Origin of the sequence: Streptomyces sp. NPDC004658, assembly GCF_040609555.1 — a bacterium.
Taxonomy (GTDB): domain Bacteria; phylum Actinomycetota; class Actinomycetes; order Streptomycetales; family Streptomycetaceae; genus Streptomyces.
In genome coordinates this window covers 19890-45312 of record NZ_JBEXKG010000026.1, presented here as the reverse complement: position 1 = coordinate 45312, position 25423 = coordinate 19890, and the positions used below count along the sequence as shown (strand labels likewise).

At 71.2% G+C, this 25423-nt stretch carries 24 protein-coding genes and 1 riboswitch; of the genes, 16 read left to right on the top strand and 8 right to left on the bottom strand.

All coding sequences use genetic code 11. The features are described 5' to 3' along the window. Positions 1–49 precede the first annotated feature (49 nt). From ABZV94_RS12625 to gcvT, 4 genes are all read right to left on the bottom strand, one after another. Complete coding sequence (locus ABZV94_RS12625; RefSeq protein ID WP_356340115.1) at positions 50–1417, bottom strand: L-serine ammonia-lyase; 1368 nt, start codon at positions 1415–1417, stop codon at positions 50–52. 64 nt (positions 1418–1481) lie between these two features. Next, on the bottom strand, positions 1482–2747 hold the full coding sequence (gene glyA / locus ABZV94_RS12620; RefSeq protein WP_356340112.1) for a serine hydroxymethyltransferase: 1266 nt from the start codon (positions 2745–2747) through the stop codon (positions 1482–1484). Positions 2748–2761: 14 nt separating this feature from the next. Continuing rightward, complete coding sequence (gene gcvH / locus ABZV94_RS12615) at positions 2762–3139, bottom strand: glycine cleavage system protein GcvH (protein WP_014675120.1); 378 nt, start codon at positions 3137–3139, stop codon at positions 2762–2764. Between the two features lie 137 nt (positions 3140–3276). Beyond that, entirely contained in the window at positions 3277–4395 is a 1119-nt protein-coding gene (gcvT, locus tag ABZV94_RS12610; RefSeq protein ID WP_356340110.1) for a glycine cleavage system aminomethyltransferase GcvT, read from the bottom strand. 155 nt (positions 4396–4550) lie between these two features. After that, positions 4551–4646, bottom strand: a riboswitch (glycine riboswitch). 179 nt (positions 4647–4825) lie between these two features. Between gcvT and ABZV94_RS12605 the strand changes: the two genes are divergently transcribed. From ABZV94_RS12605 to ABZV94_RS12560, 10 genes are all read left to right on the top strand, one after another. Then, on the top strand, positions 4826–5494 hold the full coding sequence (locus ABZV94_RS12605) for an AAA family ATPase (protein WP_356340107.1): 669 nt from the start codon (positions 4826–4828) through the stop codon (positions 5492–5494). A gap of 66 nt (positions 5495–5560) precedes the next feature. Beyond that, positions 5561–6352 (top strand): enhanced serine sensitivity protein SseB, encoded by a 792-nt coding sequence (locus ABZV94_RS12600; RefSeq protein WP_356340105.1) that lies wholly within the window; start codon positions 5561–5563, stop codon positions 6350–6352. A gap of 136 nt (positions 6353–6488) precedes the next feature. Further along, positions 6489–7307: an enhanced serine sensitivity protein SseB C-terminal domain-containing protein gene (locus tag ABZV94_RS12595; protein ID WP_356340103.1), complete on the top strand. Its 819-nt coding sequence runs from the start codon at positions 6489–6491 to the stop codon at positions 7305–7307. Positions 7308–7657: 350 nt separating this feature from the next. Then, on the top strand, positions 7658–8656 hold the full coding sequence (locus ABZV94_RS12590) for an ABC transporter permease (RefSeq protein WP_132791285.1): 999 nt from the start codon (positions 7658–7660) through the stop codon (positions 8654–8656). 34 nt (positions 8657–8690) lie between these two features. Then, on the top strand, positions 8691–10466 hold the full coding sequence (locus ABZV94_RS12585; RefSeq protein ID WP_356340101.1) for an ABC transporter substrate-binding protein: 1776 nt from the start codon (positions 8691–8693) through the stop codon (positions 10464–10466). Between the two features lie 72 nt (positions 10467–10538). Further along, positions 10539–11546, top strand: coding sequence for an ABC transporter permease (locus tag ABZV94_RS12580; RefSeq protein ID WP_356340099.1), 1008 nt, complete (start codon positions 10539–10541; stop codon positions 11544–11546). Further along, positions 11543–12637: an ABC transporter ATP-binding protein gene (locus ABZV94_RS12575; protein WP_356340096.1), complete on the top strand. Its 1095-nt coding sequence runs from the start codon at positions 11543–11545 to the stop codon at positions 12635–12637. The genes ABZV94_RS12580 and ABZV94_RS12575 overlap by 4 nt, the downstream gene beginning before the upstream one ends. Continuing rightward, positions 12634–14448, top strand: a complete 1815-nt coding sequence (locus tag ABZV94_RS12570; protein ID WP_356340094.1) for a dipeptide ABC transporter ATP-binding protein — start codon at positions 12634–12636, stop codon at positions 14446–14448. Before ABZV94_RS12575 ends, ABZV94_RS12570 begins: the two co-directional genes overlap by 4 nt. Before the next feature lie 97 nt (positions 14449–14545). Next, positions 14546–15937 carry a M1 family metallopeptidase gene (locus tag ABZV94_RS12565; protein WP_356340092.1) on the top strand — a complete coding sequence of 464 codons (1392 nt, stop codon included), beginning with the start codon at positions 14546–14548 and terminating at the stop codon, positions 15935–15937. A gap of 47 nt (positions 15938–15984) precedes the next feature. Further along, positions 15985–16644: a trimeric intracellular cation channel family protein gene (locus ABZV94_RS12560; RefSeq protein ID WP_356340089.1), complete on the top strand. Its 660-nt coding sequence runs from the start codon at positions 15985–15987 to the stop codon at positions 16642–16644. On the opposite strand, the gene ABZV94_RS12555 is transcribed toward ABZV94_RS12560, so the two are convergent. Continuing rightward, positions 16553–17812, bottom strand: coding sequence for an alpha/beta hydrolase-fold protein (locus ABZV94_RS12555; RefSeq protein ID WP_356340087.1), 1260 nt, complete (start codon positions 17810–17812; stop codon positions 16553–16555). The genes ABZV94_RS12560 and ABZV94_RS12555 overlap by 92 nt on opposite strands. Positions 17813–17976: 164 nt before the next feature. Here ABZV94_RS12555 and ABZV94_RS12550 point away from each other — a divergent pair, with 164 nt between their 5' ends. Further along, positions 17977–18840, top strand: a complete 864-nt coding sequence (locus ABZV94_RS12550; RefSeq protein WP_356340085.1) for a thioesterase family protein — start codon at positions 17977–17979, stop codon at positions 18838–18840. Here the strand turns inward: ABZV94_RS12550 and ABZV94_RS12545 are convergent. Then, positions 18827–19426, bottom strand: a complete 600-nt coding sequence (locus tag ABZV94_RS12545; protein WP_356340083.1) for a TIGR03086 family metal-binding protein — start codon at positions 19424–19426, stop codon at positions 18827–18829. The two genes, ABZV94_RS12550 and ABZV94_RS12545, sit on opposite strands and share 14 nt — an antisense overlap. A 100-nt stretch (positions 19427–19526) precedes the next feature. Here ABZV94_RS12545 and ABZV94_RS12540 point away from each other — a divergent pair, with 100 nt between their 5' ends. Further along, complete coding sequence (locus ABZV94_RS12540) at positions 19527–20531, top strand: YafY family protein (RefSeq protein WP_356340081.1); 1005 nt, start codon at positions 19527–19529, stop codon at positions 20529–20531. 27 nt (positions 20532–20558) lie between these two features. On the opposite strand, the gene ABZV94_RS12535 is transcribed toward ABZV94_RS12540, so the two are convergent. Next, a complete protein-coding gene (locus ABZV94_RS12535; RefSeq protein WP_356340078.1) occupies positions 20559–21185 on the bottom strand; it encodes a TetR family transcriptional regulator in 627 nt (208 codons plus the stop codon). A 147-nt stretch (positions 21186–21332) separates the two neighbouring features. On the opposite strand from ABZV94_RS12535, the gene ABZV94_RS12530 reads away from it, so the two are divergent. The 3 genes from ABZV94_RS12530 to ABZV94_RS12520 all read left to right on the top strand — a co-directional run bounded on the left by ABZV94_RS12530 (position 21333) and on the right by ABZV94_RS12520 (position 23487). Continuing rightward, positions 21333–21500, top strand: a complete 168-nt coding sequence (locus tag ABZV94_RS12530; RefSeq protein WP_356340077.1) for a hypothetical protein — start codon at positions 21333–21335, stop codon at positions 21498–21500. Positions 21501–21562: 62 nt separating this feature from the next. Next, positions 21563–21847, top strand: coding sequence for a DUF4190 domain-containing protein (locus tag ABZV94_RS12525; protein ID WP_356340075.1), 285 nt, complete (start codon positions 21563–21565; stop codon positions 21845–21847). Positions 21848–22317: 470 nt separating this feature from the next. After that, on the top strand, positions 22318–23487 hold the full coding sequence (locus ABZV94_RS12520) for a cysteine desulfurase family protein (RefSeq protein WP_356340073.1): 1170 nt from the start codon (positions 22318–22320) through the stop codon (positions 23485–23487). Here ABZV94_RS12520 and ABZV94_RS12515 read toward each other — a convergent pair. Then, on the bottom strand, positions 23480–24166 hold the full coding sequence (locus ABZV94_RS12515; RefSeq protein WP_356340152.1) for an N-acetylmuramoyl-L-alanine amidase: 687 nt from the start codon (positions 24164–24166) through the stop codon (positions 23480–23482). The genes ABZV94_RS12520 and ABZV94_RS12515 overlap by 8 nt on opposite strands. Positions 24167–24272: 106 nt before the next feature. Between ABZV94_RS12515 and mnmA the strand changes: the two genes are divergently transcribed. Beyond that, positions 24273–25403: a tRNA 2-thiouridine(34) synthase MnmA gene (gene mnmA, locus ABZV94_RS12510; RefSeq protein WP_356340070.1), complete on the top strand. Its 1131-nt coding sequence runs from the start codon at positions 24273–24275 to the stop codon at positions 25401–25403. The last annotated feature ends 20 nt before the right edge of the window (positions 25404–25423 follow it).

The window sequence follows — 25423 nt, the reverse complement described above, 5'->3', positions numbered from 1 at the left end:
AATCCGCCTCCCCTCCGCCCCGGCCCTCACGTGAGCCGGTCCGGCCGGGCTAGCACTCGATGATGTTCACCGCGAGCCCGCCCCGGGCCGTCTCCTTGTACTTCACGCTCATGTCCGCGCCGGTGTCCTTCATCGTCTTGATGACCTTGTCCAGGGACACCTTGTGGGAGCCGTCGCCGCGCATCGCCATCTTCGCGGCCGTGACGGCCTTCACCGCGGCCATGCCGTTGCGCTCGATGCACGGGATCTGGACCAGACCGCCGACCGGGTCGCAGGTCAGGCCGAGGTTGTGCTCCATGCCGATCTCGGCCGCGTTCTCCACCTGCTCGGGGGAGCCGCCGAGCACCTCGGCGAGCGCGCCCGCCGCCATGGAGCAGGCGGAGCCCACCTCGCCCTGGCAGCCGACCTCGGCGCCGGAGATGGAGGCGTTCTCCTTGAAGAGCATGCCGATCGCGCCCGCGGCCAGCAGGAACCGCACGACGCCGTCCTCGTCGGCGCCCGGCACGAAGTTGATGTAGTAGTGCAGGACCGCCGGGATGATGCCGGCCGCGCCGTTCGTCGGGGCGGTGACGACCCGGCCGCCCGCCGCGTTCTCCTCGTTCACCGCCATCGCGTAGAGCGTGATCCACTCCATGGCGTGCGCCAGCGGGTCGCCCTCGGCGCGCAGCTGGCGGGCCGAGACGGCCGCGCGGCGGCGGACCTTCAGACCGCCCGGCAGGATGCCCTCGCGGGACATGCCGCGCTCCACGCACGCCCGCATCACCCGCCAGATCTCCAGCAGGCCCGCGCGGATCTCCTCCTCGGAGCGCCAGGCCCGCTCGTTCTCCAGCATCAGCGAGGAGATCGACAGGCCGGTCTCCTTGGTCAGGCGCAGCAGCTCGTCGCCCGTGCGGAAGGGGTACTTCAGGACCGTGTCGTCGAGCTTGATCCGGTCCGCGCCCACCGCGTCCTCGTCGACGACGAAGCCGCCGCCCACCGAGTAGTACGTCTTGGTGAGCAGCTCCTCGCCGTCGGCGTCGTAGGCCCACAGCGTCATGCCGTTGGCGTGGTACGGCAGGGCCTTGCGGCGGTGCAGCACGAGGTCCCGGTCGAAGTCGAAGGCGATCTCGTGCTCGCCCAGCAGCCGGATCCGCCCCTGGGCCTTGATGGCCTCCACGCGCGCGTCCGCCGTCTCCACGTCCACCGTGCGCGGCGAGTCGCCGGTCAGGCCGAGCAGGACGGCCTTCGGGGTGCCGTGGCCGTGGCCGGTCGCGCCGAGGGAGCCGTACAGCTCCGTGCGGACGGCGGCGGCCCGCTCCAGGAGGCCTTCGTTGCGCAGGCGGCGGGCGAACATCCGCGCCGCGCGCATCGGGCCGACCGTGTGGGAGCTGGACGGGCCGATGCCGATCGAGAACAGGTCGAAGACCGAGATGGCCACGGTCACTCCTCAAGACAGCAGGGGGGTGGCGGGGCACCCTCCTCACGGGTGCCCCACCGGGGACTTACTTGTTCAGGCCCGGGTACAGCGGGTGCTTGTCGGCGAGCGCCTTCACGCGCGCCTTCAGGGCCTCGGCGTCGTAGGACGGCTTCAGCGCCTCGGCGATCACGTCCGCGACCTCGGCGAAGTCCTCGGCCGTGAAGCCGCGGGTCGCCAGGGCCGGCGTACCGATGCGCAGACCCGAGGTGACCATCGGCGGGCGCGGGTCGTTCGGGACGGCGTTGCGGTTGACCGTGATGCCGACCTCGTGGAGCCGGTCCTCGGCCTGCTGCCCGTCCAGCTCGGACGCGCGCAGGTCCACCAGGATCAGATGCACGTCCGTGCCGCCGGACAGCACGTTCACGCCGGCCTCGCGGGCGTCCGGGGCCGTCAGGCGCTCGGCGAGGATGCGGGCACCCTCCACCGTACGACGCTGGCGCTCCTTGAAGTCCTCCGAGGCCGCGACCTTGAAGGACACCGCCTTGGCCGCGATCACGTGCTCCAGCGGGCCGCCCTGGAAGCCCGGGAAGACGGAGGAGTTCAGCTTCTTCGCGAAGTCCTTCCTGGCCAGGATGATGCCGCCGCGGGGGCCGCCCAGCGTCTTGTGGGTGGTGGAGGTGACCACGTCGGCGTACGGCACGGGGTTGGCGTGCAGACCGGCCGCGACCAGGCCCGCGAAGTGCGCCATGTCGACCCACAGGTACGCGCCGGCCTCGTCGGCGATCCGGCGGAACTCGGCGAAGTCCAGCTGCCGCGGGTACGCCGACCAGCCCGCGATGATCACCTTGGGGCGGTGCTCCTTGGCGAGCCGCTCCACCTCGGCCATGTCCACCAGGCCGGTCTCGGCGTCCACGTGGTAGGCGACCACGTCGAACTGCTTGCCGGAGAAGTTCAGCCGCATCCCGTGGGTCAGGTGGCCGCCGTGCGCCAGGTCCAGGCCGAGGATGGTGTCCCCGGGCTGGGCCAGCGCGAACAGGGCCGCCTGGTTCGCGGAGGCGCCGGAGTGGGGCTGCACGTTGGCGTACTCGGCGCCGAACAGCTCCTTGACCCGGTCGATGGCGATCTGCTCGGCGACGTCGACGTGCTCGCAGCCTCCGTAGTACCGCCGGCCCGGGTAGCCCTCGGCGTACTTGTTGGTCAGGACCGAGCCCTGCGCCTCCATCACCGCGAGCGGCGCGAAGTTCTCGGAGGCGATCATCTCCAGGGTCGACTGCTGGCGGACCAGCTCGGCGTCGACCGCGGCGGCGATCTCCGGGTCCAGCTCGTGCAGGGGCGTGTTCAGGACAGTCATACGGCTACGACTCCTCAGCCGGCGGAAAAGGCGGTGTACTCGTCGGCGGAGAGCAGGTCGGCCGGCTCCTCCGCGACGCGTACCTTGAACAGCCAGCCACCCTCGAAGGGGGCGGAGTTCACCAGCGACGGGTCGTTGACGACGTCCTCGTTGACCTCGGTGACCTCACCGGTGACCGGCGAGTACAGGTCGGACACCGACTTCGTCGACTCCAGCTCGCCGCAGGTCTCGCCCGCGGACACCGTGGAGCCGACCTCGGGGAGCTGGACGAAGACGACGTCACCGAGCGCGTTGGCCGCGTGCTCCGTGATGCCGACCGTCGCGACGCCGTCCTCGGCGGCCGACAGCCACTCGTGCTCCTTGCTGTAGCGCAGCTGCTGGGGGTTGCTCATGGCCTGAATTCTCCTGTACACGCGAGGGTGCTGATGACGGGGGGACTACGGAAACCGCTGGTGAGCGGGCGAATGTGCGCAGCGTCACGCCTCGGCCACGGGACCGGGGACCCGGGAGGCGCGACCGCGCCCAGTGTCTACTTCTGGCGCTTGTAGAACGGCAGCGCCACGACCTGGTACGGCTCGTGGGTGCCCCGGATGTCCACGCCGACGCCCTCGGTGCCCGGCGCCGCGTGCGCCGCGTCGACGTAGGCCATGGCGATCGGCTTGCCCAGGGTGGGGGAGGGGGCACCGGAGGTGACCTCGCCGATCACCTCGCCGCCGGCGACGACGGCGTACCCGGCGCGCGGCACCCGGCGGCCCTCGGCGACCAGGCCGACCAGGACCCGCGGCGGGTTCTGCTCGGCGCGGGCGGCGGCCTCGGCGAGCGCCTCGCGCCCGACGAAGTCGCCCTCCTTCCCGAACTTGACCACGCGGCCGAGCCCGGCGTCGAACGGGGTGAGGGAGGTGGTCAGCTCGTGCCCGTACAGCGGCATGCCCGCCTCCAGGCGCAGCGTGTCCCGGCAGGACAGCCCGCACGGGACCAGTCCGGCGCCCTCGCCCGCCTTGGTCAGCGCCTGCCACAGCTCGACGGCGTGCTCGGGCTTCACGAACAGCTCGAAGCCGTCCTCGCCGGTGTAGCCCGTGCGGGCGATCAGCGCGGGGACGCCGGCGACCGTGCCGGGCAGGCCGGCGTAGTACTTCAGGCCGTCGAGGTCGGCGTCGGTGAGGGACTTCAGGATCCCGGGGGACTCCGGGCCCTGCACGGCGATCAGCGCGTACGCGTCCCGGTCGTCGCGGACCTCGGCGTCGAAGCCCTCGGCGCGCTCGGTCAGCGCGTCCAGCACCACCTGGGCGTTGGAGGCGTTGGCCACGACCATGTACTCGGTCTCGGCGAGCCGGTAGACGATCAGGTCGTCCAGGATGCCGCCGTCGGCCTGGCAGATCATCGTGTACCGGGCGCGGCCGACGCCGACGGAGGCGATGTCGCCGACCAGGGCGTGGTTCAGGAACGCGGCGGCCTGGTCGCCGGTGACGGTGATCTCGCCCATGTGGGAGAGGTCGAAGAGACCGGCCCTGGTCCGCACGGCGAGGTGCTCGTCGCGCTCGGAGCCGTAGCGCAGGGGCATGTCCCAGCCGGCGAAGTCGGTCATCGTCGCACCGAGCGCGCGATGCACGGCATCGAGCGCGGTGTGGCGGAGTTCAGTGCTGCTCATCGGACGGTCGTCTCCCAAGGCGAGCGGACAGGCGAGGAACGTTCCTCCCCATCTGTCATCGGAACCTGAGAGGTTCGCCGCGACCGCCACAGGGACGATCACGGCTTGCACCTTGGGTGGAGCCACTGACACAGCGGCCCGCTTTTCAGATGTGCCTCGCCCGCGCGGTAACGGGGCCTGAGAGATTCAAGGGAGGGACTTGCTCCTTCGGCGTCCCAGCCCGGGGCTGGGAACTCTCCCGCGCGGATTCAAGCGGCCGGTATGCAGTTGGCGGGCACATCATTGCACGCCGCACCCCGCCCATCCAGAGCGCGCTCCTTGTGACCGACCTGTGGCAGAACGCACACGAAGCTCCTACCCTTGCCCATTACCTTCTCTTTACATAGAGCGGGCATGGGGATGACCGAGCCCACTGGGGAGGACGATCACGGTGAACAGGACATCGGCCTACGCCACCGACGCCGGCATCGCGGTGCCGGGACAGCCCTCCGCCCTGGCCCGCGAGCGCCGCGCGGACCGCCCCGCCCCGGTCGTCCGCGACCTGCGCGACCGCGCGGGCCGCAGCCCGCACGCCCTGCTCTTCGGCCCCCGCGACCTGGTGGTCATCACCGGTCTGCCCGGCAGCGGCAAGTCCACCCTGATGCACCGCGCGGTCACCGGTCACCGTGTCGACTCCCAGGACACCCGCGACCGCTGGGACGCCCGCGTCCCCCGCCTCGTCCCCTACGCGCTCTACCGCCCCCTGGTCCGCCTCGCCCACTACGCCGGACTGCGCCGCGCCCTGCGCACCGGCGAGGGCGTCGTCGTGCACGACTGCGGCACCCAGCCCTGGGTGCGCGCCTGGCTGGCCCGCGAGGCCCGGCGCCGCGGCGCCACCCTGCACCTGCTCCTCCTCGACGTCACCCCCGAGACGGCCCGGGCGGGCCAGCGCGAACGCGGCCGGGGCGTCTCCCGCTACGCCTTCCGCCGCCACCGCCGTACGACCGCCCGGCTGCTGTGCGCGGTGGAGAGGGGGGAGCTGCCCGCCGGCTGCGGCGCGGCGGTGCTGCTGGACCGGGACGCGGCGGACGTCCTGAGCAGCGTCGGGTTCGCACGGTGAGGCACTGTCACAGCCACCCGCTAGCCTTCTTGCTCCCAGCAGTGGTTCCCAGCAGGCGGTAGGCAGATGGACTTCCCGGCGGACATCCCAGCGGACTTCCCGGCACAGGCGCACCCCCACTCGCACGGCGGTTGGCCCGGCAACGAGCTGGAGGAGGTGCTGTCGGCCTCCCTCGGCATCCCCTCGGCGGGCGGCCGGATCATCGAGGTCCTCGGCCGGAGCTTTCTGTGGATACCGCTGCCCAACGGCGGGGGCCCGCACAGCGGCCCGCTGGACCTGCCGACGACGGAGATCGACGGCCAGGTGTACGTCCCGGTGTTCAGCTCCGAGGAGCAGCTGCGCCAGGTCGCCGGTTCCCACATGTCGTACACCATCGCCCCCGCCGTGGAGTTCGCGCGTGGCCTGCCGCCGCAGGCGGGCATCGCGGTGAACCCGGGCGGTGTCGTCGGCATCCCGCTGCCGCCCGACGCCGTCGCCGAGCTGTGCCGCGCCGGCCGCACCCCGCTCGACGGGCCGGGCACCGGCGGCCGGGTCCGCCTCTTCGAGCCCGACTGGCAGGACGACCCGGTCGACTTCCTCTCCGCGGCCTCCGCCGAGTTCGCGGGCACCGGCGTGGTCCTCACCGCCCGTCGCTGCCTGGCCGCGATCGAGACGGCCGACCCGGTGCTGTTCGTGGGCGTGGAACTCTCCCAGTGGGAGGGGGACGTCCGGAACCTGCCCCTGGACGCCCTCGGCCGGGCCCTCGGCACGGTCCCGGTCAAGTGGCCGGTCAACCTGATCCTCATGGACGTGGCCGAGGACCCGGTCTCCGACTGGCTGAAGACGAACGTCCGGCCCTTCTACCAGTACGGCCACTGACGCACCGAAGGGGCGCGGGGAACTGCGCGACCAGCCGCAGACGACCCGCGCCCGCGCACGAACCCGAAGCCCCGAGCTGCCAGGCGCTTAAGCTGTCTCCAAACGAGGGGCAAACGAAGAAGGGCCGGTACACCAGGTGAGCGCGAGCCACAGCGGCAGCGTCGAGCACATGCTGCGCCAGGTCACCCCCGGACGCTACGACGCCTACGAGGCCCTGCTCCGCGCCCTCGCCACGCCCTCCTCCGGCCAGATCTGGATGCTCCTGTGGCACGGCCAGGCCGGCTCCCCGGACGCCCAGTACGGGGACATGGAGGTGGACGGCTGCCACTACGCCCCGTGCGTCACCTCCGCCCAGGAGCTGTCGGCCAGCGGCTGGAACCGTTCGTACGAAGTGGTCGACGGCCTCGACGTGGCCCGCACCCTCTACCCCGACCACTACGGCCTCTGGCTCAACCCGCACGCCCCGGGCGGCGGCGTCGGCATCCCCTGGCTGGATCTGCGCCGCATCGCCACCGGCCTGGACCGCCAGCCCGCCGGCCCGCTCCGCCTGTCGGAGCCCGGCATCGAGATCCCCCAGTTCTACGCCCTGCTGGCGCAGAACGCCCACCGCACCCCCGCGCTGCGCTCGCTGCGCCGCGCCTGGGTGCAGCCCGCGCTCGGGGCGCCGTATCTCGTCATCGGCCTGGACGTGTACGAGACCTCGCCCGCCGCGGTCGACTCGGTGCGCGCGATGATGCAGCAGTCCATCGGCGCGGTCCCGGAGGGGCTGCCGGTGTCGACGGTCGTGATGACCGACGACTACGACCCGGTGGTGATGTGGATGCGGGCCAACGCGCGCCCCTTCTACGACCGCGAGGCGCACGCCCCCGCACCGCAGCCCCAGCTCCAGGCGCCGGTCCCGCCGCAGGCCCCGGCCGGCGGATACGGCTACCCACCGGTGCACGGCGGTTACTGACAACCAAGCGGAGCGATACGGATCTTGAGTCCGGGTCACAGAATTTACATGGTCGACACACTTCTTCGCGCGTAGACATCGCCCGAACGCCCTGAATCGCGTGGATTCACCGATCTGTCCCAACTGACCCGCGTCCGATGCCCGTTACCCACTGATCGGATAACGGAATCCCCTGGACTGCATCACGGTTGCGCATACTTTCGCCGTCAGCTCTGGCGGGTGATCGCAAAGACGCTGAAGACTCCCGACTCAGACATGAGGTCGAGACCTCATGCTCGATGGCAAGTCGACAAAGCCGCAATCCGCGGCAGGCGCAGGCCGGTCACCACCGGCGAGAGGGGTCGCTCACCGTGACCGCACCGATCGAGACCACCGGGGCGGCAGCCGAGGCACAGCCGGAGGCTGTGCTGGAGGGTGCCGGTAAGGGGCAGATCGAGGGTCGTTCCCTGGGCCAGATCGCCTGGACCCGGTTCAAGAAGGACAAGGTCGCCGTCGCGGGCGGCGTCATCGTGATCCTGCTGATCCTTCTCGCGATCCTCTCCCGCCCCATCCAGGCCCTCTTCGGCCTCGACCCCAACGCCTTCCACCAGGACCTGATCACGCCCGACACCTCGCTGCCCAAGGGCGGCTGGGGCGGCATGAGCCTCGACCACCCGCTCGGCGTGGACCCCAAGTTCGGCCGTGACATCGCCACCCGCATCCTGGAGGGCTCCTGGGTGTCGCTGGTGGTGGCGTTCGGCGCGACCGTGCTGTCCAACGTCATCGGCGCGATCATGGGTGTCGTCGCGGGCTACTACGGCGGGCGGGTCGACTCGGTCATCAGCCGGCTGATGGACACGTTCCTCGCCTTCCCCCTCCTGCTCTTCGCGATCGCCATCTCCGCCACCCTCCAGGGCGGCGCGTTCGGTCTCAACGGGCTGCCGCTCCACCTGAGCGTGCTGATCTTCGTCATCGGCTTCTTCAACTGGCCCTACCTGGGCCGGATCGTGCGAGGCCAGACCCTCGCCCTGCGCGAGCGCGAGTTCGTGGACGCCTCCCGGGGCATGGGCGCCAAGGCCCCGTACATCCTGTTCCGGGAGCTGATGCCCAACCTGGTCGGCCCGATCATCGTCTACTCGACGCTGCTCATCCCGACCAACATCCTCTTCGAGGCGTCCCTGAGCTTCCTCGGCGTCGGCATCCAGCCCCCGCAGGCGTCCTGGGGCGGCATGCTCCGTGAGGCGGTCACCTACTACAAGGTCGACCCCCAGTACATGATCGTCCCCGGTCTCGCCATCTTCGTGACCGTCCTGGCCTTCAACCTGCTCGGTGACGGTCTCCGCGATGCTCTCGACCCGCGCAGCCGCTGACGCCTGCCGCGGAGAGCCCGAAAAGTTTCCAACAATGGAGGGGAAAGCGCCCATCATGCGAAGGTCAGCGCTGGCCGCGATCGCGGCCATCGGCTCCGCCAGCCTGCTTCTTGCGGGTTGCAGCAAGGCCGATGACAACAAGAACGAGAACGGCAACACCAAGTCGGCCGGTGCCAACGCCGCGACCAAGGGCATCGTGAACGTGTCCGACAAGAAGGGCGGCACGGTCACCTACGAGATGTCCGACGTGCCGGACTCCTTCGACCCGGGCAACACGTACTACGCCTACATGTACAACCTCAGCCGGCTGTACGCCCGCCCGCTGATGACCTTCAAGCCGGGTGCCGGCCAGGAGGGCAACACCCTGGTCCCGGACCTCGCCGCGAGCAAGGGCGTCCCGAGCGACGGCGGCAAGACCTGGACGTACAAGCTGCGTTCGGGCCTGAAGTACGAGGACGGCTCGCCGATCACCTCGAAGGACGTCAAGTACGCCGTCGAGCGCTCCAACTTCGCGCGCGACGTGCTCTCCCTCGGCCCGAACTACTTCCAGCAGTTCCTGGCCGGCGGCGACAAGTACAAGGGCCCGTACAAGGACAAGAGCGACAAGGGCCTGTCCTCCATCGCGACGCCGGACGACACCACGATCGTCTTCCACCTGAAGCAGGCCTTCCAGGAGTTCGACTACCTGGTCGCCGCTCCGCAGACGGCCCCGGTGCCCAAGGCGAAGGACACCGGCGTCGACTACGTCAAGCACATCGTGTCCTCCGGCTCCTACAAGTTCCAGAGCTACGACGACGGCAAGCAGGCCGTCCTCGTCCGCAACGAGAACTGGGACCCGAAGACCGACCCGCTGCGCAAGCAGCTGCCGGACAAGATCGTCGTCAACCTGAAGGTCAACCCGGAGAAGATCGACCAGGACGTCATGGCGGGCGACGCCATCGACCTGGCCGGCACCGGTGTCCAGGCCTCGACCCAGGCCGACGTGCTCACCGACCCCGCCAAGAAGGCCAACACGGACAACACCTACGGTGGCCGCCTGGTCTACATGGCGATCAACACCAAGGTGAAGCCGTTCGACAAGGTCGAGTGCCGCAAGGCCGTCCAGTACGCGATCGACAAGGTCTCGGTGCAGACCGCCGAGGGCGGCCCGATCCGCGGTGACGTGGCCACCACCGTCCTGCCCCCGGACATCCCGGGCTACAGCAAGGCCGACGTCTACGCCACCCCCGGCAACAAGGGTGACGTCGCCAAGGCCAAGGAGCAGCTGAAGGCCTGCGGCAAGACCTCGATCTCGACGAACATCACGGCCCGCTCGGACCGTCCGCAGGAGATCGACGCCGCCACGGCGATCATCAACTCGCTGAAGAAGGTCGGCATCAACGCCACCCTCAAGCAGTACCCGTCCGGCAAGTACTTCACCGACTACGCGGGTGTGCCGAAGTTCACCGAGAAGCAGAACATCGGCCTGATCATGATGCAGTGGGGTGCCGACTGGCCCTCCGGCTACGGCTTCCTGCAGCAGATCCTGAACGGCAAGGCGATCAGCCAGTCCGGCAACACCAACCTGTCGCAGTACAACAACAAGGACGTCAACGCGCTGCTGGGCAAGGCGATCGGCACGCAGGACACCAACGAGCGCAACAGCCTCTACACGCAGATCGACAAGAAGACCATGGACGACGCCGTCCTGGTCCCGCTGACCTACTTCAAGGTCCTCCTGGGCCGCCCGCAGAGCTACACCAACCTGGTTTCCACGGCGGCCTTCAGCGGTCAGTACGACTACCTCAACATCGGCGTCGCGTCGAAGTAGCAGCCCCGGAAGGCAGGTGAAGGCATTGGTGCCCGCGGGCTTCGCGGCCCGCGGGCACCAGCGCCGGTCCCCGTGATCTCGTACATCCTCCGCCGGACGGTCGCGGCAGTGATCCTGCTGCTGGTCGTCTCCGCGGTCACCTTTGCCATCTTCTTCCTGCTGCCACGGCTCGCCGGCCAGACAGCGGATCAGCTGGCGCAGCAGTACATCGGCAAGAGCCCGTCGAAGGCGGACATCGCCGCGGTCAAGCACAATCTCGGTCTGGACCAGCCGGTCTACGTCCAGTACTGGCACTTCATCAAGGGGATCGTGGCCGGTGCCGACTACAACATCGGTCCCACCACGGTGCACTGCGACGCCCCGTGCTTCGGCTACTCCTTCAAGACCCACGAGGCGGTCTGGCCGCAGCTGACCAGCCGGATGCCGGTGACGATCTCGCTGGCCGTCGGTGCCGCCGTGCTGTGGGTGCTGTCGGGCGTGGCGATCGGTGTCGTCTCGGCGCTGAAGCCCCGTTCCTTCTTCGACCGCGCCTTCATGGGTGTCGCGCTCGCCGGTGTATCGCTCCCCATGTTCTTCACGGGCAACCTGGCGCTCCTGCTCTTCACCTACCAGTGGCCGATCTTCGGCACGACCTACGTCCCGTTCACCGAGAACCCCTCGCAGTGGGCCAACACCCTCTTCCCGGCGTGGTGTTCGCTCGCACTCCTGTACTCCGCCATCTACGCCCGGCTCACCCGCTCGGGCATGCTGGAGACGATGAACGAGGACTTCATCCGCACGGCCCGCGCCAAGGGCCTGCGCGAGCGCAACGTCGTGGTCCGGCACGGACTGCGCGCTGCCCTCACCCCGATCATCACCGTGTTCGGCATGGACCTCGGTCTGCTGCTCGGCGGCGCCCTGATCACCGAGTACGTCTTCTCGCTGCACGGCATCGGCGAGTACGCGGTGAAGGCCATCACCGACAACGACCTGCCCCCCATCCTCGGCGTGACCCTGCTCGCCGCCTTCTTCGTCGTGATCGCAAATCTTGTGGTGGACGTGCTCTACGCCGCCGCCGACCCGCGGGTGAGGCTCTCGTGACCGAACTCTCCAAGACCGGCGCCGCGGTGGGCGAGCCCACCGACTCCGGCAAGGCTCCCGAAGCCTTCCTGGAGGTCCGCGACCTCAAGGTGCACTTCCCGACCGACGACGGCCTGGTCAAGTCCGTCGACGGGCTCAGCTTCTCGCTGGAGAAGGGCAAGACCCTCGCCATCGTCGGCGAGTCCGGCTCCGGCAAGTCCGTCACCTCGCAGGCCATCATGGGCCTGCACCGGCTCGGCACCCGCGGCAAGAACGTGCGGATGTCCGGCGAGATCTGGCTGGACGGCAAGGAACTGGTCTCCGCCGCCCCGGACGAGGTGCGCAAGCTCCGCGGCCGCGAGATGGCGATGATCTTCCAGGACCCGCTGTCCGCGATGCACCCCTACTACAAGGTCGGCGACCAGATCGTCGAGGCCTACCGGGTGCACCACGACGTCAGCAAGAAGGTCGCCCGCGCGCGGGCCATCGAGATGCTCGACCGGGTCGGCATCCCGGAGCCGGCCAAGCGTGTCGACGGCTACCCGCACGAGTTCTCCGGCGGTATGCGCCAGCGCGCCATGATCGCCATGGCGCTGGTGAACAACCCCGAGCTGCTCATCGCGGACGAGCCGACCACCGCCCTCGACGTCACCGTCCAGGCGCAGATCCTCGACCTGATCCGCGACCTGCAGAAGGAGTTCGGCTCCGCGGTCATCATGATCACCCACGACCTCGGTGTGGTCGCCGAGATCGCCGACGACGTCCTCGTGATGTACGGCGGCCGGTGCGTGGAGCGCGGTCCGGCCGCCGAGGTCTTCGAACAGCCGCAGCACCCCTACACCTGGGGCCTGCTCGGCTCGATGCCCCGCATCGACCGCGAGACCTCCGAACGGCTCATCCCGGTCAAGGGCTCGCCGCCGAGCCTCATCAACGTCCCCTCGGGCTGCGCCTTCCACCCCCGCTGCCCGTACGCGGACATCCCGAAGGGGAACGTCACCCGCACGGTGCGCCCCGAGCTGGAGCAGGTGAGCAGCGGGCACTGGTCCGCCTGCCACCTCTCGGCCGAGGACCGCCAGCGGATCTGGACCGAAGAGATTGCGCCCAAGCTGTGAGTGAGACCAAGAAGACGGACACCGTCGCCGAGGCCGCGGTCCCGAAGCAGGCGTCGGCTCCCGAGGAGCGGGACGTGCTGCTCAAGGTCGAGGGGCTGACCAAGCACTTCCCGATCAAGAAGGGCATCCTGCAGCGGCAGGTCGGCGCCGTGAAGGCCGTCGACGGCATCGACTTCGAGGTGCGCAAGGGCGAGACCCTGGGCGTGGTCGGCGAGTCGGGCTGCGGCAAGTCGACCATGGGCCGGGTCATCACCCGCCTCCAGGACCCGACCGGCGGGAAGATCACCTTCGAGGGCCAGGACATCACGCGGCTGAGCACCGGGCAGATGCGCCCGCTGCGCCGCGACATCCAGATGATCTTCCAGGACCCGTACGGCTCCCTGAACCCCCGCCACACCATCGGCTCGATCGTCTCGGCGCCCTTCCGGCTCCAGGGCGTGGAGCCCGAGGGCGGGGTGAAGAAGGAGGTCCAGCGGCTCCTCGACCTGGTCGGCCTCAGCCCCGAGCACTACAACCGCTACCCGCACGAGTTCTCCGGCGGTCAGCGCCAGCGCATCGGCATCGCCCGCGCGCTCGCCCTGAAGCCGAAGCTGGTCGTGGCCGACGAGCCGGTCTCCGCGCTGGACGTGTCGATCCAGGCGCAGGTCGTGAACCTCATGGACGACCTCCAGCAGGAGCTGGGCCTGACCTACGTGATCATCGCGCACGACCTCTCGGTCGTCCGGCACGTCTCGGACCGCATCGCGGTGATGTATCTCGGCAAGATCGTGGAACTCGCCGACCGCACGTCCCTGTACGAGTCGCCGATGCACCCGTACACCAAGGCGCTGATGTCGGCGGTACCGGTGCCGGACCCGAAGCGCCGGGGCCAGAAGAGCGAACGCATCCTGCTGCGCGGCGACGTGCCCTCGCCCATCGCCCCGCCCTCCGGCTGCCGCTTCCACACCCGGTGCTGGAAGGCGACGCAGATCTGCAAGACCACCGAGCCCCAGCTCGTGGAGCTGCGGCCGGGCCAGCGGGTCGCCTGCCACCACCCGGAGAACTTCGCCGACCAGGCCCCGCAGGACACGGTCCTGCTGACGGCGGCGAAGGAGGCGTCGGAGCTGGTACCGGACGCGGTGCTCTCCGAGGGTGCGGCCGGGACGGAGCCGGCGCCGGAGAAGGCGGCGGCTGCGGAGAAGGCGACGGACGCCGAGAAGGCGGCCGCCGCGGCGACGGTCGCCGCCGAGGCGGCGGCGGTTTCCGAGAAGCCGGCGGCGTCCGAGGAGGAGGCGGCTCCCGAAGCGAAGGCTTCCGGGGAAGAGGCGGCTTCGGACGGGGCGGCTTCCGAGGAGGAGGCGGCCTCCGAGGAGGAGGCGGCTTCCGACACCAAGGCCGCTTCTGCCAAGGCGGCTTCCGGAGAGGACGCTTCCGAGGAGGGGGCGGCTTCCGAGCAGGAGGCGGCTACGGACACCGAGGCCGCTTCTGCCAAGGCGGCTTCCGAAGACACGGCGTCCGAGGAAACGGCGTCCGAAGAGGCGGCTTCCACCGAGGAGACGGCCTCCGAAGAAGACGCCTCCGAGGAGAAGGCCGCTTCTGAGGCGGCGGCTTCCGGAGCGAAGACCGGTCCCGGCGCGAAGGTCTCGGCCGGGAAGGCCGCGCCCGCGGCCGACGCCCCCGCCGAGGAGCCCACCGCCGCCACCGGCGCCGCGGCCGACGCCCCGGCGGAGGGCTCGGGCGACGCCGAGGCCGTCGCCGAGGAGGCCGGCCGCGAGGCCGAGGCCACCGGCAAGGGATCCGGCGCCGACTCCCAGGAGTCAACCGACAAGTAGCACATGACAACTAGGTAAAGTCATGTACATGCCCCAGCGGGGGAGTGCAGAGTCGTCCGTGCCCGACCACTGATCGGCACGCTCGAAAGGGACGACCATGGCACTCTCCCGTTCGGCACGTCTGGGGGCTGTCGCGACCGCGGCGGCCTCCTTCCTCGTCATCGCCGCCTCCTCCGCCCCCACCCCCGGCGCCCCCGGCATCGGCGACCCCTACTTCCCCCGGCTTGGCAACGGCGGCTTCGACGCCCGCCATTACGACCTGGACATCGCCTACGCCCCGGACGCCGGCCGCCTGGACGGCCGTACGACCCTCACGGCCCGCGCCACCCAGAAGCTCTCCTCCTTCGACCTCGACCTCCAGCAGCTGGAGGTGACCGGGGTGCAGGTCGACGGCAGACCCGCGCGGTTCACGCGCGACGGCGACGAGATCACCGTCACCCCGCGCCACCCGCTCGGCGAGGGGCGGGACTTCACGGTCTCCGTGACCTACGGCGGCGTACCGCAGGCCCTCGGCGGTCCGATCGTCTTCGGCTCCTCCTACGGGTGGATGAAGACCCCCGACGGCGTCTTCGTCGCCTGCGAACCCAACGCCGCCTCCACCTGGTTCCCGTCCAGCGACCATCCCGCCGACAAGGCCACCTACGACATCCGGATCAAGGCTCCCCGGGGCCTGACCGGCGTCTCCAACGGCCGGCTGGTGTCGACGTACGACAAGGGCGGCTCGACGTACACCCACTGGCGGGAGTCGAAGCCGATGGCGACCTACCTCGCCACGGCCACCATCGGGAAGTTCGACGTGCGCACCGGGCGCACCCCCGGCGGCATCCCGATCTACGTCGCCATCGATCCCGTGCTGAAGAACGGCAACAACGTCGACGTGTACGCCGTCACGGCCGCCGCCACCGACTACTGGTCGCAGGTCTTCGGGCCGTACCCCTTCGAGGAGACCGGCGCGATCGTCGACGACATGCCGGAGGCGGGGTTCTCGCTGGAGGTGCAGAGCAAGCCCGCCTACTCGGCCGTGCGCAGCGAGTCGACGATCGTGCACGAGCTGGCCCACCAGTGGTTCGGCGACTCGGTGAGCGTGGCGCAGTGGAAGGACATCTGGCTCAACGAGGGCTTCGCCACCTACGCCCAGTGGCTGTGGGCCGAGCACCAGGGCACGCGTACCGCCCACGACTCCTTCCTGGCCGGATACGACTCCCGCCCCGCCGACTCCGCCTTCTGGCAGATCAAGGTCGCCGACCCGCAGCGGGACACGATGTTCGCCTCCGCCGTCTACCAGCGCGGCGCGATGACGCTCCAGGTGCTGCGCGAGCGCATCGGTGACACGGCCTTCTTCAAGCTGCTGCCGGCCTGGACGAAGCTCCACCGGTACGGCAACGCGGACACCGCCGACTTCATCCGCCTCGCCGAGCGCGTCAGCGGGCAGCAGCTGGACGATCTCTTCGACACCTGGCTGTTCACCACAGGGAAACCCGCCCTGTGAGCCTGGCTTTGTAAGGTTCACGCACTCCGGCGGGTGAGAATGTCAGGGTGCAGCTCCAGCAACTCTTCAGTCCCTCCGTCCAGCACACGCTCGATGTGATCGGCATCTTCGTGTTCGCGATCTCCGGCGCCCTGCTGGCCGTGCGGAAGAACTTCGACGTCTTCGGCATCGCCGTCCTCGCCGAGGTCACCGCGCTGGGCGGCGGGCTGTTCCGCGACCTGGTGATCGGGGCCGTGCCCCCGGCCGCCTTCACGGACCTGGGGTACTTCGTCACCCCGCTGCTCGCCACGCTCGTCGTGTTCTTCCTGCACCCGCACGTGGAGCGCATCCAGGCGGCGGTGCTCGTCTTCGACGCCGCCGGCCTCGGCCTGTTCTGCGTCAGCGGGACGACGAAGGCGTACAGCTACGGCCTGGGCCTGACCGCGTCGGCGACGCTGGGCCTCGCCACCGCCGTGGGCGGCGGCGTCCTGCGCGACGTGCTGGCCAACGAGGTGCCCTCACTGCTGCGCTGGGACCGCGACCTGTACGCGGTCCCGGCGATGGTGGGCGCCACGATGGTCGTGCTGTGCATCCGCTACGACGTCCTGACCCCGCTCACCAGCGGCCTCGCGGTGATCACCGCTTTCGTGCTGCGCCTGCTCGCGATGCGGTTCCACTGGCGAGCGCCGCGTGCGTGGAACCGCCGGTCGACGGTGACCGAGGAGTAGTGCCGGGAGCGGTCCCGGCGACGGAGGTGTCCTGCCCTCCGGCACGGCTCTGGCCCATCTGGAGGGTCAGCCAGCGGAAGACGGTGCCGACCTGCGGGCGCCACAGCGCCATGGTGTGACCGCCCGCGCTGCGCGGCAGGAACACCACCCGGACGGTGGTCGGCGCCTTGGCGACGGCCTCCAGGGCCATGCCCGCCTGGTAGCCGTCGCCGGACTCGCCGGAGAGGTACAGCGCGATCCGCGGCGGCACGGGCGCCTGCCGGAGCAGCAGATAGGGGTTGTTCGCGGCGCGCAGGGCGGGGGTCTGGGCGGCGAGGGAGTTGCGTTCGCCGATCGGGTCGTTGTAGCCGGACATGCTCACCGCGGCCCGGTACCGGTCGGGGTGGGCGACCGCGAGCTTCACCGCGCAGTGCGCGCCCGCCGAGTACCCGGCCACCGCCCAGCCCTGGGGGGCCGGCTGGGCCCGGAAGTTGTCCATGACCATCTTCGGGACGTCGATGCTGAGCCAGGAGTCCGCGTTGACCTGCCCCGGGATGTTGGCGCAGCCCGTGTCCACGCCGGCCAGCAGGTTGGTGCGCGGGGCGACCAGGATGAACGGCGCCACCCGGCCGCTCCTCATCAGCGGCAGCAGCTGCTCGTGCGCCTTGAGCGACCCGAACCACGCCTTCGCGGAACCGGGGTAGCCGGGCAGCAGCTCCACCACCGGGAACTTCTTGTTCCGGTAGGCCGGGTCGTCGTACTGCGGTGGCAGCCAGACGTAGACCTCGGCGTTCACGCCGGAGACCCGGCCCTTGAGCTGGGTGACGCGGACTCCGCCGGCCGCGCGCATGCCGGGCCCGTCGGCGGCCGTGAAGGTCTGCCTGACCCTGGGCAGCCGGGTCACCGTGATGCCGCCGGTGCCGTCCTTGCCGAGGTCGGCGGCCTGCTGGACGTGGTTGCCGGTGCCGAGCAGGTCGGCCCAGTTGTCGTAGAGGTTGTTCTGGTTGTTGACCAGTACGAAGACCAGCGTGACCGCCGTGCCCTGGGCGAAGAGCAGCATGAGGACCCGGGCCGCGATCCGCAGGGGCTTGGGCCCGCGCAACCGCGACCACAGGACGAGCGGCAGTATGAGGGCGACGACCGACAGCAGGACGGTCGTGTAGAGGAACGAGGTCCCGGTGAGACTCATGTCCCCATAGAGGGGAATCCGGAGGCGGAGGTTGTGGACGAGTCCGGACACTTACCGAGAAATTGCCGGAACCTCACCCGGGAGTGGGAGCGGGTCGCCCGCTGATCGCCTCGCGCCGACTGGAAAAGCTACCGCTTAGTAGTTTTCTGCTGTACGGTTCAGCCATGCCAGAAGCAGCTTCCGCCCCCTCCCCGTCGCGGGCCCCGATCGGCGACAGCGAGTTCGACCGCGACACCGCGGTCACCCGGCGCGAACCCGGTGTCTACGACATCGACCTCTCGGCCGGCTGGACCATCATCAGCGCCGTCAACGGCGGCTATCTGCTGGCCGTGCTCGGCCGGGCCCTCGCGGACACCCTCCCGCATCCGGACCCCTTCTCCGTCACCGCGCACTACCTGACCGCCTCCCAGCCGGGCCCGGCGGTCGTCCGCACCGAGACCGTCCGCACCGGCCGCACCCTCTCCACCGGCCAGGCCTCGCTCTTCCAGTACGACGACGAGGGCAACGAGGTCGAACGCATCCGCGTCCTCGCCTCCTACGGCGACCTCGCCACCCTCCCCGACGACGTCCGTACGACCGCCACCCCGCCCGCTATGCCCCCGCTGGAGCAGTGCTTCGGCCCCGAGGACGGGCCCGCCCCGGTCGAGGGCAGCTCCGCCATCACCGACCGGCTGATGCTCAAGCTCGACCCCGCCACCCTCGGCTGGGCCCTCGGCGCGCCCTCCGGCAAGGGCGAGATGCGGGCCTGGTTCGGCCTCGCCGACGGCCGGGACGCCGACCCGCTCTCGCTGCTGCTCGCCGTGGACGCGCTCCCGCCCACCGCCTTCGAACTGGGCCTGAAGGGCTGGGTGCCGACCGTGGAACTCACGGTCCACGTCCGTCACCGCCCGGCCCCCGGCCCGCTGCGCGTGTCCATCACGACCCGCAACCTGGCCGGCGGCTTCCTGGAGGAGGACGCCGAGGTGTGGGACAGCGCAGACCGCCTGGTCGCGCAGTCCCGTCAGCTGGCCCGGGTCAGGCTCGGCTGAGCGGCCGGCGCCCCAGCCAGGCCGCCAGCCGCTCGTAGGGGCCGGCTCCCACCGGCTCCTCGCGGCGGGCCTCGAAGGGCGTCTCCGTGCCGCGGGGACGGGTGTCCGGCAGCACGGCACGGGCCGTCGCGAGCGCGAACTCGGCCAGTTCCGCGTCGAGTTCCTCCGTCGCGCCGATCGCCTCGGCCAGGTCCCAGGCGTGCGTGACGATCTCCATGACGTAACCGGAGAGTGCCGCGTGGCCGGGGACCTCGCCCCAGGGCACCCGCACCGGGGTCACCATCCGCTCGTCGCTCTCCCAGGCCTTGAGGGCACGGGCCCGCACCTCGTCGTAGGCCGCGGCCCAGCCGTCGCCCTCGACGCCGTCCGCGGACGGGTGCACGGCGAGCCCGTCCCCGCCCTCGCCCACCACCGCGATCCGCCGCGTGCCGCCGACGATGTGGCTCAGCAGGTCGCGGACGTCGAACTCGGAACAGGGCGTCGGCCGGGTCAGGTCTTCCGGGCGCACCGTCCTGATCAGGGCGGCCGCCTGCTCGGTGGCGCGGACGTACACGGGGCGCGGGTCGATGAAGCCGGTGCGGGTCATGGTGTGCCTCTCCCTCGGTCGGTGAGGCGAGGATGCCCGGATAACCTGACAACCAGCGTCAGCATTTGCCGCGATCCCTCGGGCGGCGGATCCTGGCGCGGTGAAGTCCGACCGGCTGCTGTCGATCCTGCTGCTGCTCCAGACCCGGGGCCGCGTGCCCGCGCCCGAACTCGCCGACCGGCTGGAGGTGTCGGTCCGCACCATCTACCGGGACGTGGAGGCGCTGTCCGCCGCCGGAGTCCCGGTCTACGCCGAGCGCGGCCGGCACGGCGGCATCGAACTCCTCCCCGGCTTCCGCACCGATGTCACGGGACTGACCGCCGACGAGTCCCGCGCCCTGTTCATCCTGGCCGCGCAGGGCGCCCACGCCGCGCTCGGCCTCGACGCGGCCCTCGGCTCGGCCCTGCGCAAGGTGATGGCCGCGCTGCCGGCGCCGCACCGGCCCGCCGCCGAGGTGGCCAGCCGCCGCGTCCTGGTCGACGCCACCCGCTGGAAGAGCGGCCCGCGGCAGTCCGTCGACCTGGACGTGCTCCGGGACGCGGTGTTCTCCGACCGGCGCCTGAGGCTGCGCTACCGGCACAGCGGGGAGCCGGAACCGCGGACGTACACCGTGGATCCGTACGGCCTCGTCGCCAAGGCCGGGATCTGGTACCTGGTCGCCGACCGCCGGGGCCGGCCGCGGCTGTTCCGCGCCGACCGGGTGCGCTCGGCCCGTCCGCTGGACGAACCCGTACGGCGCCGGCCCGGAGTCGAACTCGCCGACGTCTGGGAGCTGTTGCGCCGGGAGGTGGAGGAGCGGGAGAACGAGGTCGAGGTCACCGTGCGGGTACGGCGTGAACTGCTGGACATGTTCCAGCGCATGGCCGCCGCCCAGCTGACGGCTCCGCCCGAGGACGACGGCACGAGCGAGTGGGTCACCGCGCGGCTGGCCTACCCGGTGCTGCGCGCGGTTCGTCAACTGCTGGCCTTCTCCGACCGGGTGGAGATCCTGGAGCCGCCCGAGGCCCGCGCGGAACTGCTCGCCGGGGCCCGCGCCGTCACGGCCCTGTATCAAGGGCAGAGCGGGGGCGGGGGCGGGGACGGGACAGGCCCGGCGGAGCCCTGAGCGGCGGCGCGGCCGTACCGGGACGGCTCAGTCCAGCCAGTGGCTGCGGCCGACGCTGATGAGCCGCAGCTGACGGGTGGCGAGCTGCGTCACCCGCTCCCGCTCCGCCGCCGGGGCCTCGGGCGCCTCCAGGAACAGGGAGGCGGTGATGAGCATCTGGTCGACGTAGAGGTGCGCCAGCATCAGCAGGTCGTCGTCGCTCCAGCCCGCCGCCTCGGGGTCCTTGGCCAGCTCGGCCTTCACCTCCTCGGCGAACCGGTGCAGTTGGGCCCGGATGGCCTCGCGCACCGGCTGGACTCCGCCATGTCGCTCCCGGGCGATGAAACGGACATGTGCGGGGTACGCGTCTACGTGACGGGCGATCAACTCGACGGCGCGCGCGATGCGTTCCTCGCTGTCGCCCGTGGTGGACACCGTCGTCCGCACCATCGGATGCAGGCTGCCCAGTGCCTCGTCGACCAGGGCCACCCCCAGGTCGGCGGTCGAGCGGAAGTGGCGGTAGAAGGCCGTCGGGGCGACACCGACGGCCCGGGTGACCTCGCGCAGACCCAGGCTGCTCAGGCTCTGCTCCTCCAGCAGCGCGAGCGCCGCGTCGAGGAACGCCTGCCGCGTCTTCTGCTTCTGGGCCTGCCGGATGCCGAGGGTGTGACTCATGTCATCCAGTTAACAACTGTTCTCTGGAATTGAAAAGCCCGTCGGGAGCGCTAGACTCGAAGTCAGTGAACAACTGTTACTACAACTGTTCACCCAAACTTCACACCGGCTGAACACGAGGCAAATCGGAGGGGGGATTCTGATCCCATGCTGTTCCTCGTCGCCGCACTCATGCTGCTCGGCGTCGTGCTGGGCACCGTCGCTCACGCACCGCTGACCGTCACCGCCGTCCTGGCCGCCGTCGTCGCCGTCTGGCTCGGCGTCTTCGCGCTCCGCGAGCGCCACGGGCGCCGCCGCCACACCTCGGCCAACTGACCCCGGATCCGACGGATCCCCGGCCAGCCGATCACCGGAAAGGACTCCAGGAGCTGAGCGCCATGCACCTCACCGCACCGGCCACCGGCCGCACCCGCACCGACACCCGACCGCGCACCCGCGACGCCGACGGCATGGCCGTCGCGTCCTTCATCCTCGGCCTCCTCGGCCTGCTCGTCCTCAACCTCTTCCTCGGCCCGATCGCCATCGTCCTGGCCGCAGTCGCCCTCTGGCGCGGTACGGCCCGCCGGGGCCGCGCCTACCTCGGCCTGGCCCTCGGCGTCGCCGACCTGGCGGTCCTGGTGGTGGCCATGGAACTCTCGGGCACGGTGTCCTGGAGCCTGTGACCCCCGCGGCACCCCGCCCGCGTTCCCGCCCCACCATCCCGGTTCGCCCCGCACGGCCACCGCACCGGCCGCCCCGGCGAAACACCGGCCCGGCTGACGGTCCCGCCGTACGGCCGCCACACCGGCCCGGCCGCCGGCCCCCGCCGCTCGGGCGCCCGCGCACGGCCGCCGCCCCCGCCGTGGGCAGTCGTTCCGCAGGGCGGAACGGGTGGGCACGGCCGACAGCGCCGGGCGCGCCGCCACCAAGCCGGGTGCAGCCCACGCAGGGCGCCCAGAGCCAAGCGGGTGCCGTCGACCCAGGGCGCCAACGCCGAGCGGGCGCAGCCCACGCAAGGCCCCCAACGCCAAGCGGGCGCAGCCAGTGCAAGGCGCCCAGAGCCGAGCGGGCGCAGCCCATGCGAGGCGCCCGGAGCCCACGTGCCCACTCGCGGCCGAAGCCGGCCGCAGGGGAGCCGTAGAATCGCCTCACCATGGCTTACCTCGACCACGCCGCGACCACCCCGATGCTCCCGGAGGCGGCGGAGGCATTCACCGCCCAGTTGAGCATCACGGGCAACGCCTCCTCCCTCCACGCATCCGGCCGCCAGGCACGCCGTACGGTCGAGGAATCCCGCGAAACCCTCGCGGAGGCCCTCGGCGCCCGCCCCAGCGAGGTCGTCTTCACCTCCGGCGGCACCGAGGCCGACAACCTCGCCGTGAAGGGCCTGTACTGGTCCCGCCGCGACGCCGACCCGGGCCGCAGCCGCATCCTGGCCAGCCCCGTCGAGCACCACGCCGTACTGGACGCCGTGCACTGGCTCGGCGAGCACGAGGGCGCCACCGTCGAGTACCTCCCCGTCGACTCCTACGGCCGCGTCCACCCCGAGGCGCTGCGCGAGGCCATCGCCCGCAACCCCGCCGACGTCGCCCTCGCCAGCGTGATGTGGGCCAACAACGAGATCGGCACGGTCATGCCGGTCCGCGAACTGGCCGATGTCGCCGCCGAGTTCGGAGTCCCGCTGCACGCCGACGCGGTCCAGGCCTTCGGCCAGGTCCCGGTCGACTTCGAGGCCTCGGGCCTGGCCGCCATGACCGTCTCCGGCCACAAGATCGGCGGCCCGTACGGCATCGGCGCGCTGATCCTCGGCCGCGAGCACGCCCCCGTCCCCGTCCTGCACGGCGGCGGCCAGGAGCGGCACGTGCGCTCCGGCACGCTGGACGTGCCGGCCATCGCCTCCTTCGCCGTCGCCGGCCGGCTCGCCGCCGATCAGCGCGAATGGTTCGCCCGCGAGATCGGCGCGCTGCGCGACCAGCTGATCGACGCCGTGCGCCGCGCCGTGCCGGACGCGATCCTCGGCGGCGACCCGGCGCCCGGGGGCCGGCTCCCGGCCAACGCCCACTTCACGTTCCCCGGCTGCGAGGGCGACTCCCTGCTGCTCCTGCTGGACGCCCAGGGCATCGAGTGCTCCACGGGCTCCGCCTGCACCGCGGGCGTCGCCCAGCCCAGCCATGTCCTCCTCGCCACCGGCACCGACCCGGACCTGGCCCGCGGCACCCTGCGCTTCTCCCTCGGCCACACCTCCACGGAGGCGGACGTCGAGGCCGTGGCCAAGGCGATCGGCCCGGCGGTGGAACGCGCCCGCGCGGCCGGGCTCACGTAGCCGCGCGGGGGGACGCGGACGCCCCGGTCTTCTCCCGCTCGGCGCGGACCAGGCGTATGTACCGCTCCCAGTCCCAGAACCGCCCCGGATCGGTGTGGTCCGTCCCCGGCACCTCCACGTGTCCGATGATGTGCTCGCGGTCCACGGGGATGCCGTACCGCTCGCATATCGCCGCCGTCAGCCGCGCCGAGGCCGCGTACATCGCGTCCGTGAAGGACGAGGCGTCCTCCACGAAGCCCTCGTGCTCTATGCCGACGCTGCGTTCGTTGTACTGCCGGTTGCCCGCGTGGAAGGCCACGTCCAGCTCCCGGACCAGCTGGGTGACCCGCCCGTCCTTGCGCACGATGTAGTGCGCCGCCGCCCCGTGCCCCGGGTCCCGGAAGACCTTCACCGCGGACGCGTAGCCGCCCTGGGTGACATGGATGACCACCCGGTCCACCGGGTAGTCGGACGGCCGGTCCGCCAGCCGGTAGTTCGCCGCCGAGGCCGCCACCCAGCGCGCGCCCCGGAAGTCCACCGTGCCCGCCACCCGCGGCTTGTCCACGCCGGGCATCCGCCACCACAGCCGGGACAGCTCCTGACGGGCCAGCACGGCCGTGCCCACGGCCGCCGCGGCCCCGCCGACCAGCAGCGCGCGCCGCCCCAGCCGCCGGTCCGTGTCGTCCTTCGCCGTACCCATGCCCGCCCCCGTCGCCACCGGCGTCGCCGGCCCCGTCGTCACCCTCTGCGATCGTCAACGGATATCAGGCCGACGCGGTTCCCGCGCCCCGTACCCTGGAAGGGCTATGACTGACACCCCGCAGCGCACCCGCCCCCTCCGCGTCCTCGCCGCCATGTCCGGCGGAGTCGACTCCGCCGTCGCCGCCGCGCGCGCCGCGGAAGCCGGCCACGACGTCACCGGCGTCCACCTCGCGCTCTCCGCGAACCCGCAGTCGTTCCGCACCGGCGCGCGGGGCTGTTGCACCATCGAGGACTCGCGTGACGCCCGCCGCGCGGCCGACGTCATCGGCATCCCGTTCTACGTCTGGGACCTCGCCGACCGCTTCCGCGAGGACGTCGTCGAGGACTTCATCGCCGAGTACGAGGCGGGCCGCACCCCGAACCCGTGCCTGCGCTGCAACGAGAAGATCAAGTTCGCCGCGCTGCTGGACAAGGCGCTGGCCCTCGGCTTCGACGCCGTCTGCACCGGCCACTACGCCAAGGTGATCGTGAACCCGGACGGCTCCCGCGAGCTGCACCGCGCCTCCGACATGGCGAAGGACCAGTCGTACGTCCTCGGTGTGCTGGACGAGAGGCAGCTCGCGCACGCCATGTTCCCGCTCGGCGACACGGTCACCACCAAGGAGGAGATCCGTGCGGAGGCCGAGCGCCGGGGCCTGGCCGTGGCCAAGAAGCCCGACTCGCACGACATCTGCTTCATCGCCGACGGCGACACCCAGGGCTTCCTCGCCAAGCGGCTCGGCAAGGCCGAGGGCGACATCGTGGACGAGTCCGGCGCCAAGCTGGGCACGCACGAGGGCGCGTACGGCTTCACCATCGGCCAGCGCAAGGGCCTGCGGATCGGCACCCCGGCCCCGGACGGCAAGCCGCGCTACGTGCTGGACATCTCCCCGGTGACCAACACCGTCACGGTCGGCCCGGCCGACGCCCTGGACGTCACCGCTCTCACCGCGATCAAGCCCCGCTGGTGCGGCACCGCCCCCACCGGCCCCGGCACCTACACCGCCCAGCTGCGCGCCCACGGCGGCGAGACCGAGGTGAGGGCCGAGCCGGTCGACGGCGAGCTGCGCGTGACGTTCACCGAGCCGGTCCGCGGCGTCGCCCCCGGCCAGGCGATCGTCCTGTACGACGGCACGCGCGTGGTCGGCTCGGCGACGATCGCGTCGACCACGCGCGCGACGGCGGCGGTGGTCTGACCGGTCTCCGTCCCGCGCGG

Bases quoted from the DNA above. Each gene is read 5' to 3' on its own strand.
- glyA (WP_356340112.1), bottom strand. From the start codon at position 2,747: ATGACTGTCCTGAACACGCCCCTGCACGAGCTGGACCCGGAGATCGCC.
- gcvH (WP_014675120.1), bottom strand. From the start codon at position 3,139: ATGAGCAACCCCCAGCAGCTGCGCTACAGCAAGGAGCACGAGTGGCTG.
- gcvT (WP_356340110.1), bottom strand. From the start codon at position 4,395: ATGAGCAGCACTGAACTCCGCCACACCGCGCTCGATGCCGTGCATCGC.
- ABZV94_RS12600 (WP_356340105.1), top strand. From the start codon at position 5,561: ATGGACTTCCCGGCGGACATCCCAGCGGACTTCCCGGCACAGGCGCAC.
- ABZV94_RS12585 (WP_356340101.1), top strand. From the start codon at position 8,691: ATGGAGGGGAAAGCGCCCATCATGCGAAGGTCAGCGCTGGCCGCGATC.
- ABZV94_RS12565 (WP_356340092.1), top strand. From the start codon at position 14,546: ATGGCACTCTCCCGTTCGGCACGTCTGGGGGCTGTCGCGACCGCGGCG.
- ABZV94_RS12555 (WP_356340087.1), bottom strand. From the start codon at position 17,812: ATGAGTCTCACCGGGACCTCGTTCCTCTACACGACCGTCCTGCTGTCG.
- ABZV94_RS12550 (WP_356340085.1), top strand. From the start codon at position 17,977: ATGCCAGAAGCAGCTTCCGCCCCCTCCCCGTCGCGGGCCCCGATCGGC.
- ABZV94_RS12545 (WP_356340083.1), bottom strand. From the start codon at position 19,426: ATGACCCGCACCGGCTTCATCGACCCGCGCCCCGTGTACGTCCGCGCC.
- ABZV94_RS12535 (WP_356340078.1), bottom strand. From the start codon at position 21,185: ATGAGTCACACCCTCGGCATCCGGCAGGCCCAGAAGCAGAAGACGCGG.
- ABZV94_RS12530 (WP_356340077.1), top strand. From the start codon at position 21,333: ATGCTGTTCCTCGTCGCCGCACTCATGCTGCTCGGCGTCGTGCTGGGC.
- ABZV94_RS12525 (WP_356340075.1), top strand. From the start codon at position 21,563: ATGCACCTCACCGCACCGGCCACCGGCCGCACCCGCACCGACACCCGA.
- ABZV94_RS12520 (WP_356340073.1), top strand. From the start codon at position 22,318: ATGGCTTACCTCGACCACGCCGCGACCACCCCGATGCTCCCGGAGGCG.
- ABZV94_RS12515 (WP_356340152.1), bottom strand. From the start codon at position 24,166: ATGGGTACGGCGAAGGACGACACGGACCGGCGGCTGGGGCGGCGCGCG.
- mnmA (WP_356340070.1), top strand. From the start codon at position 24,273: ATGACTGACACCCCGCAGCGCACCCGCCCCCTCCGCGTCCTCGCCGCC.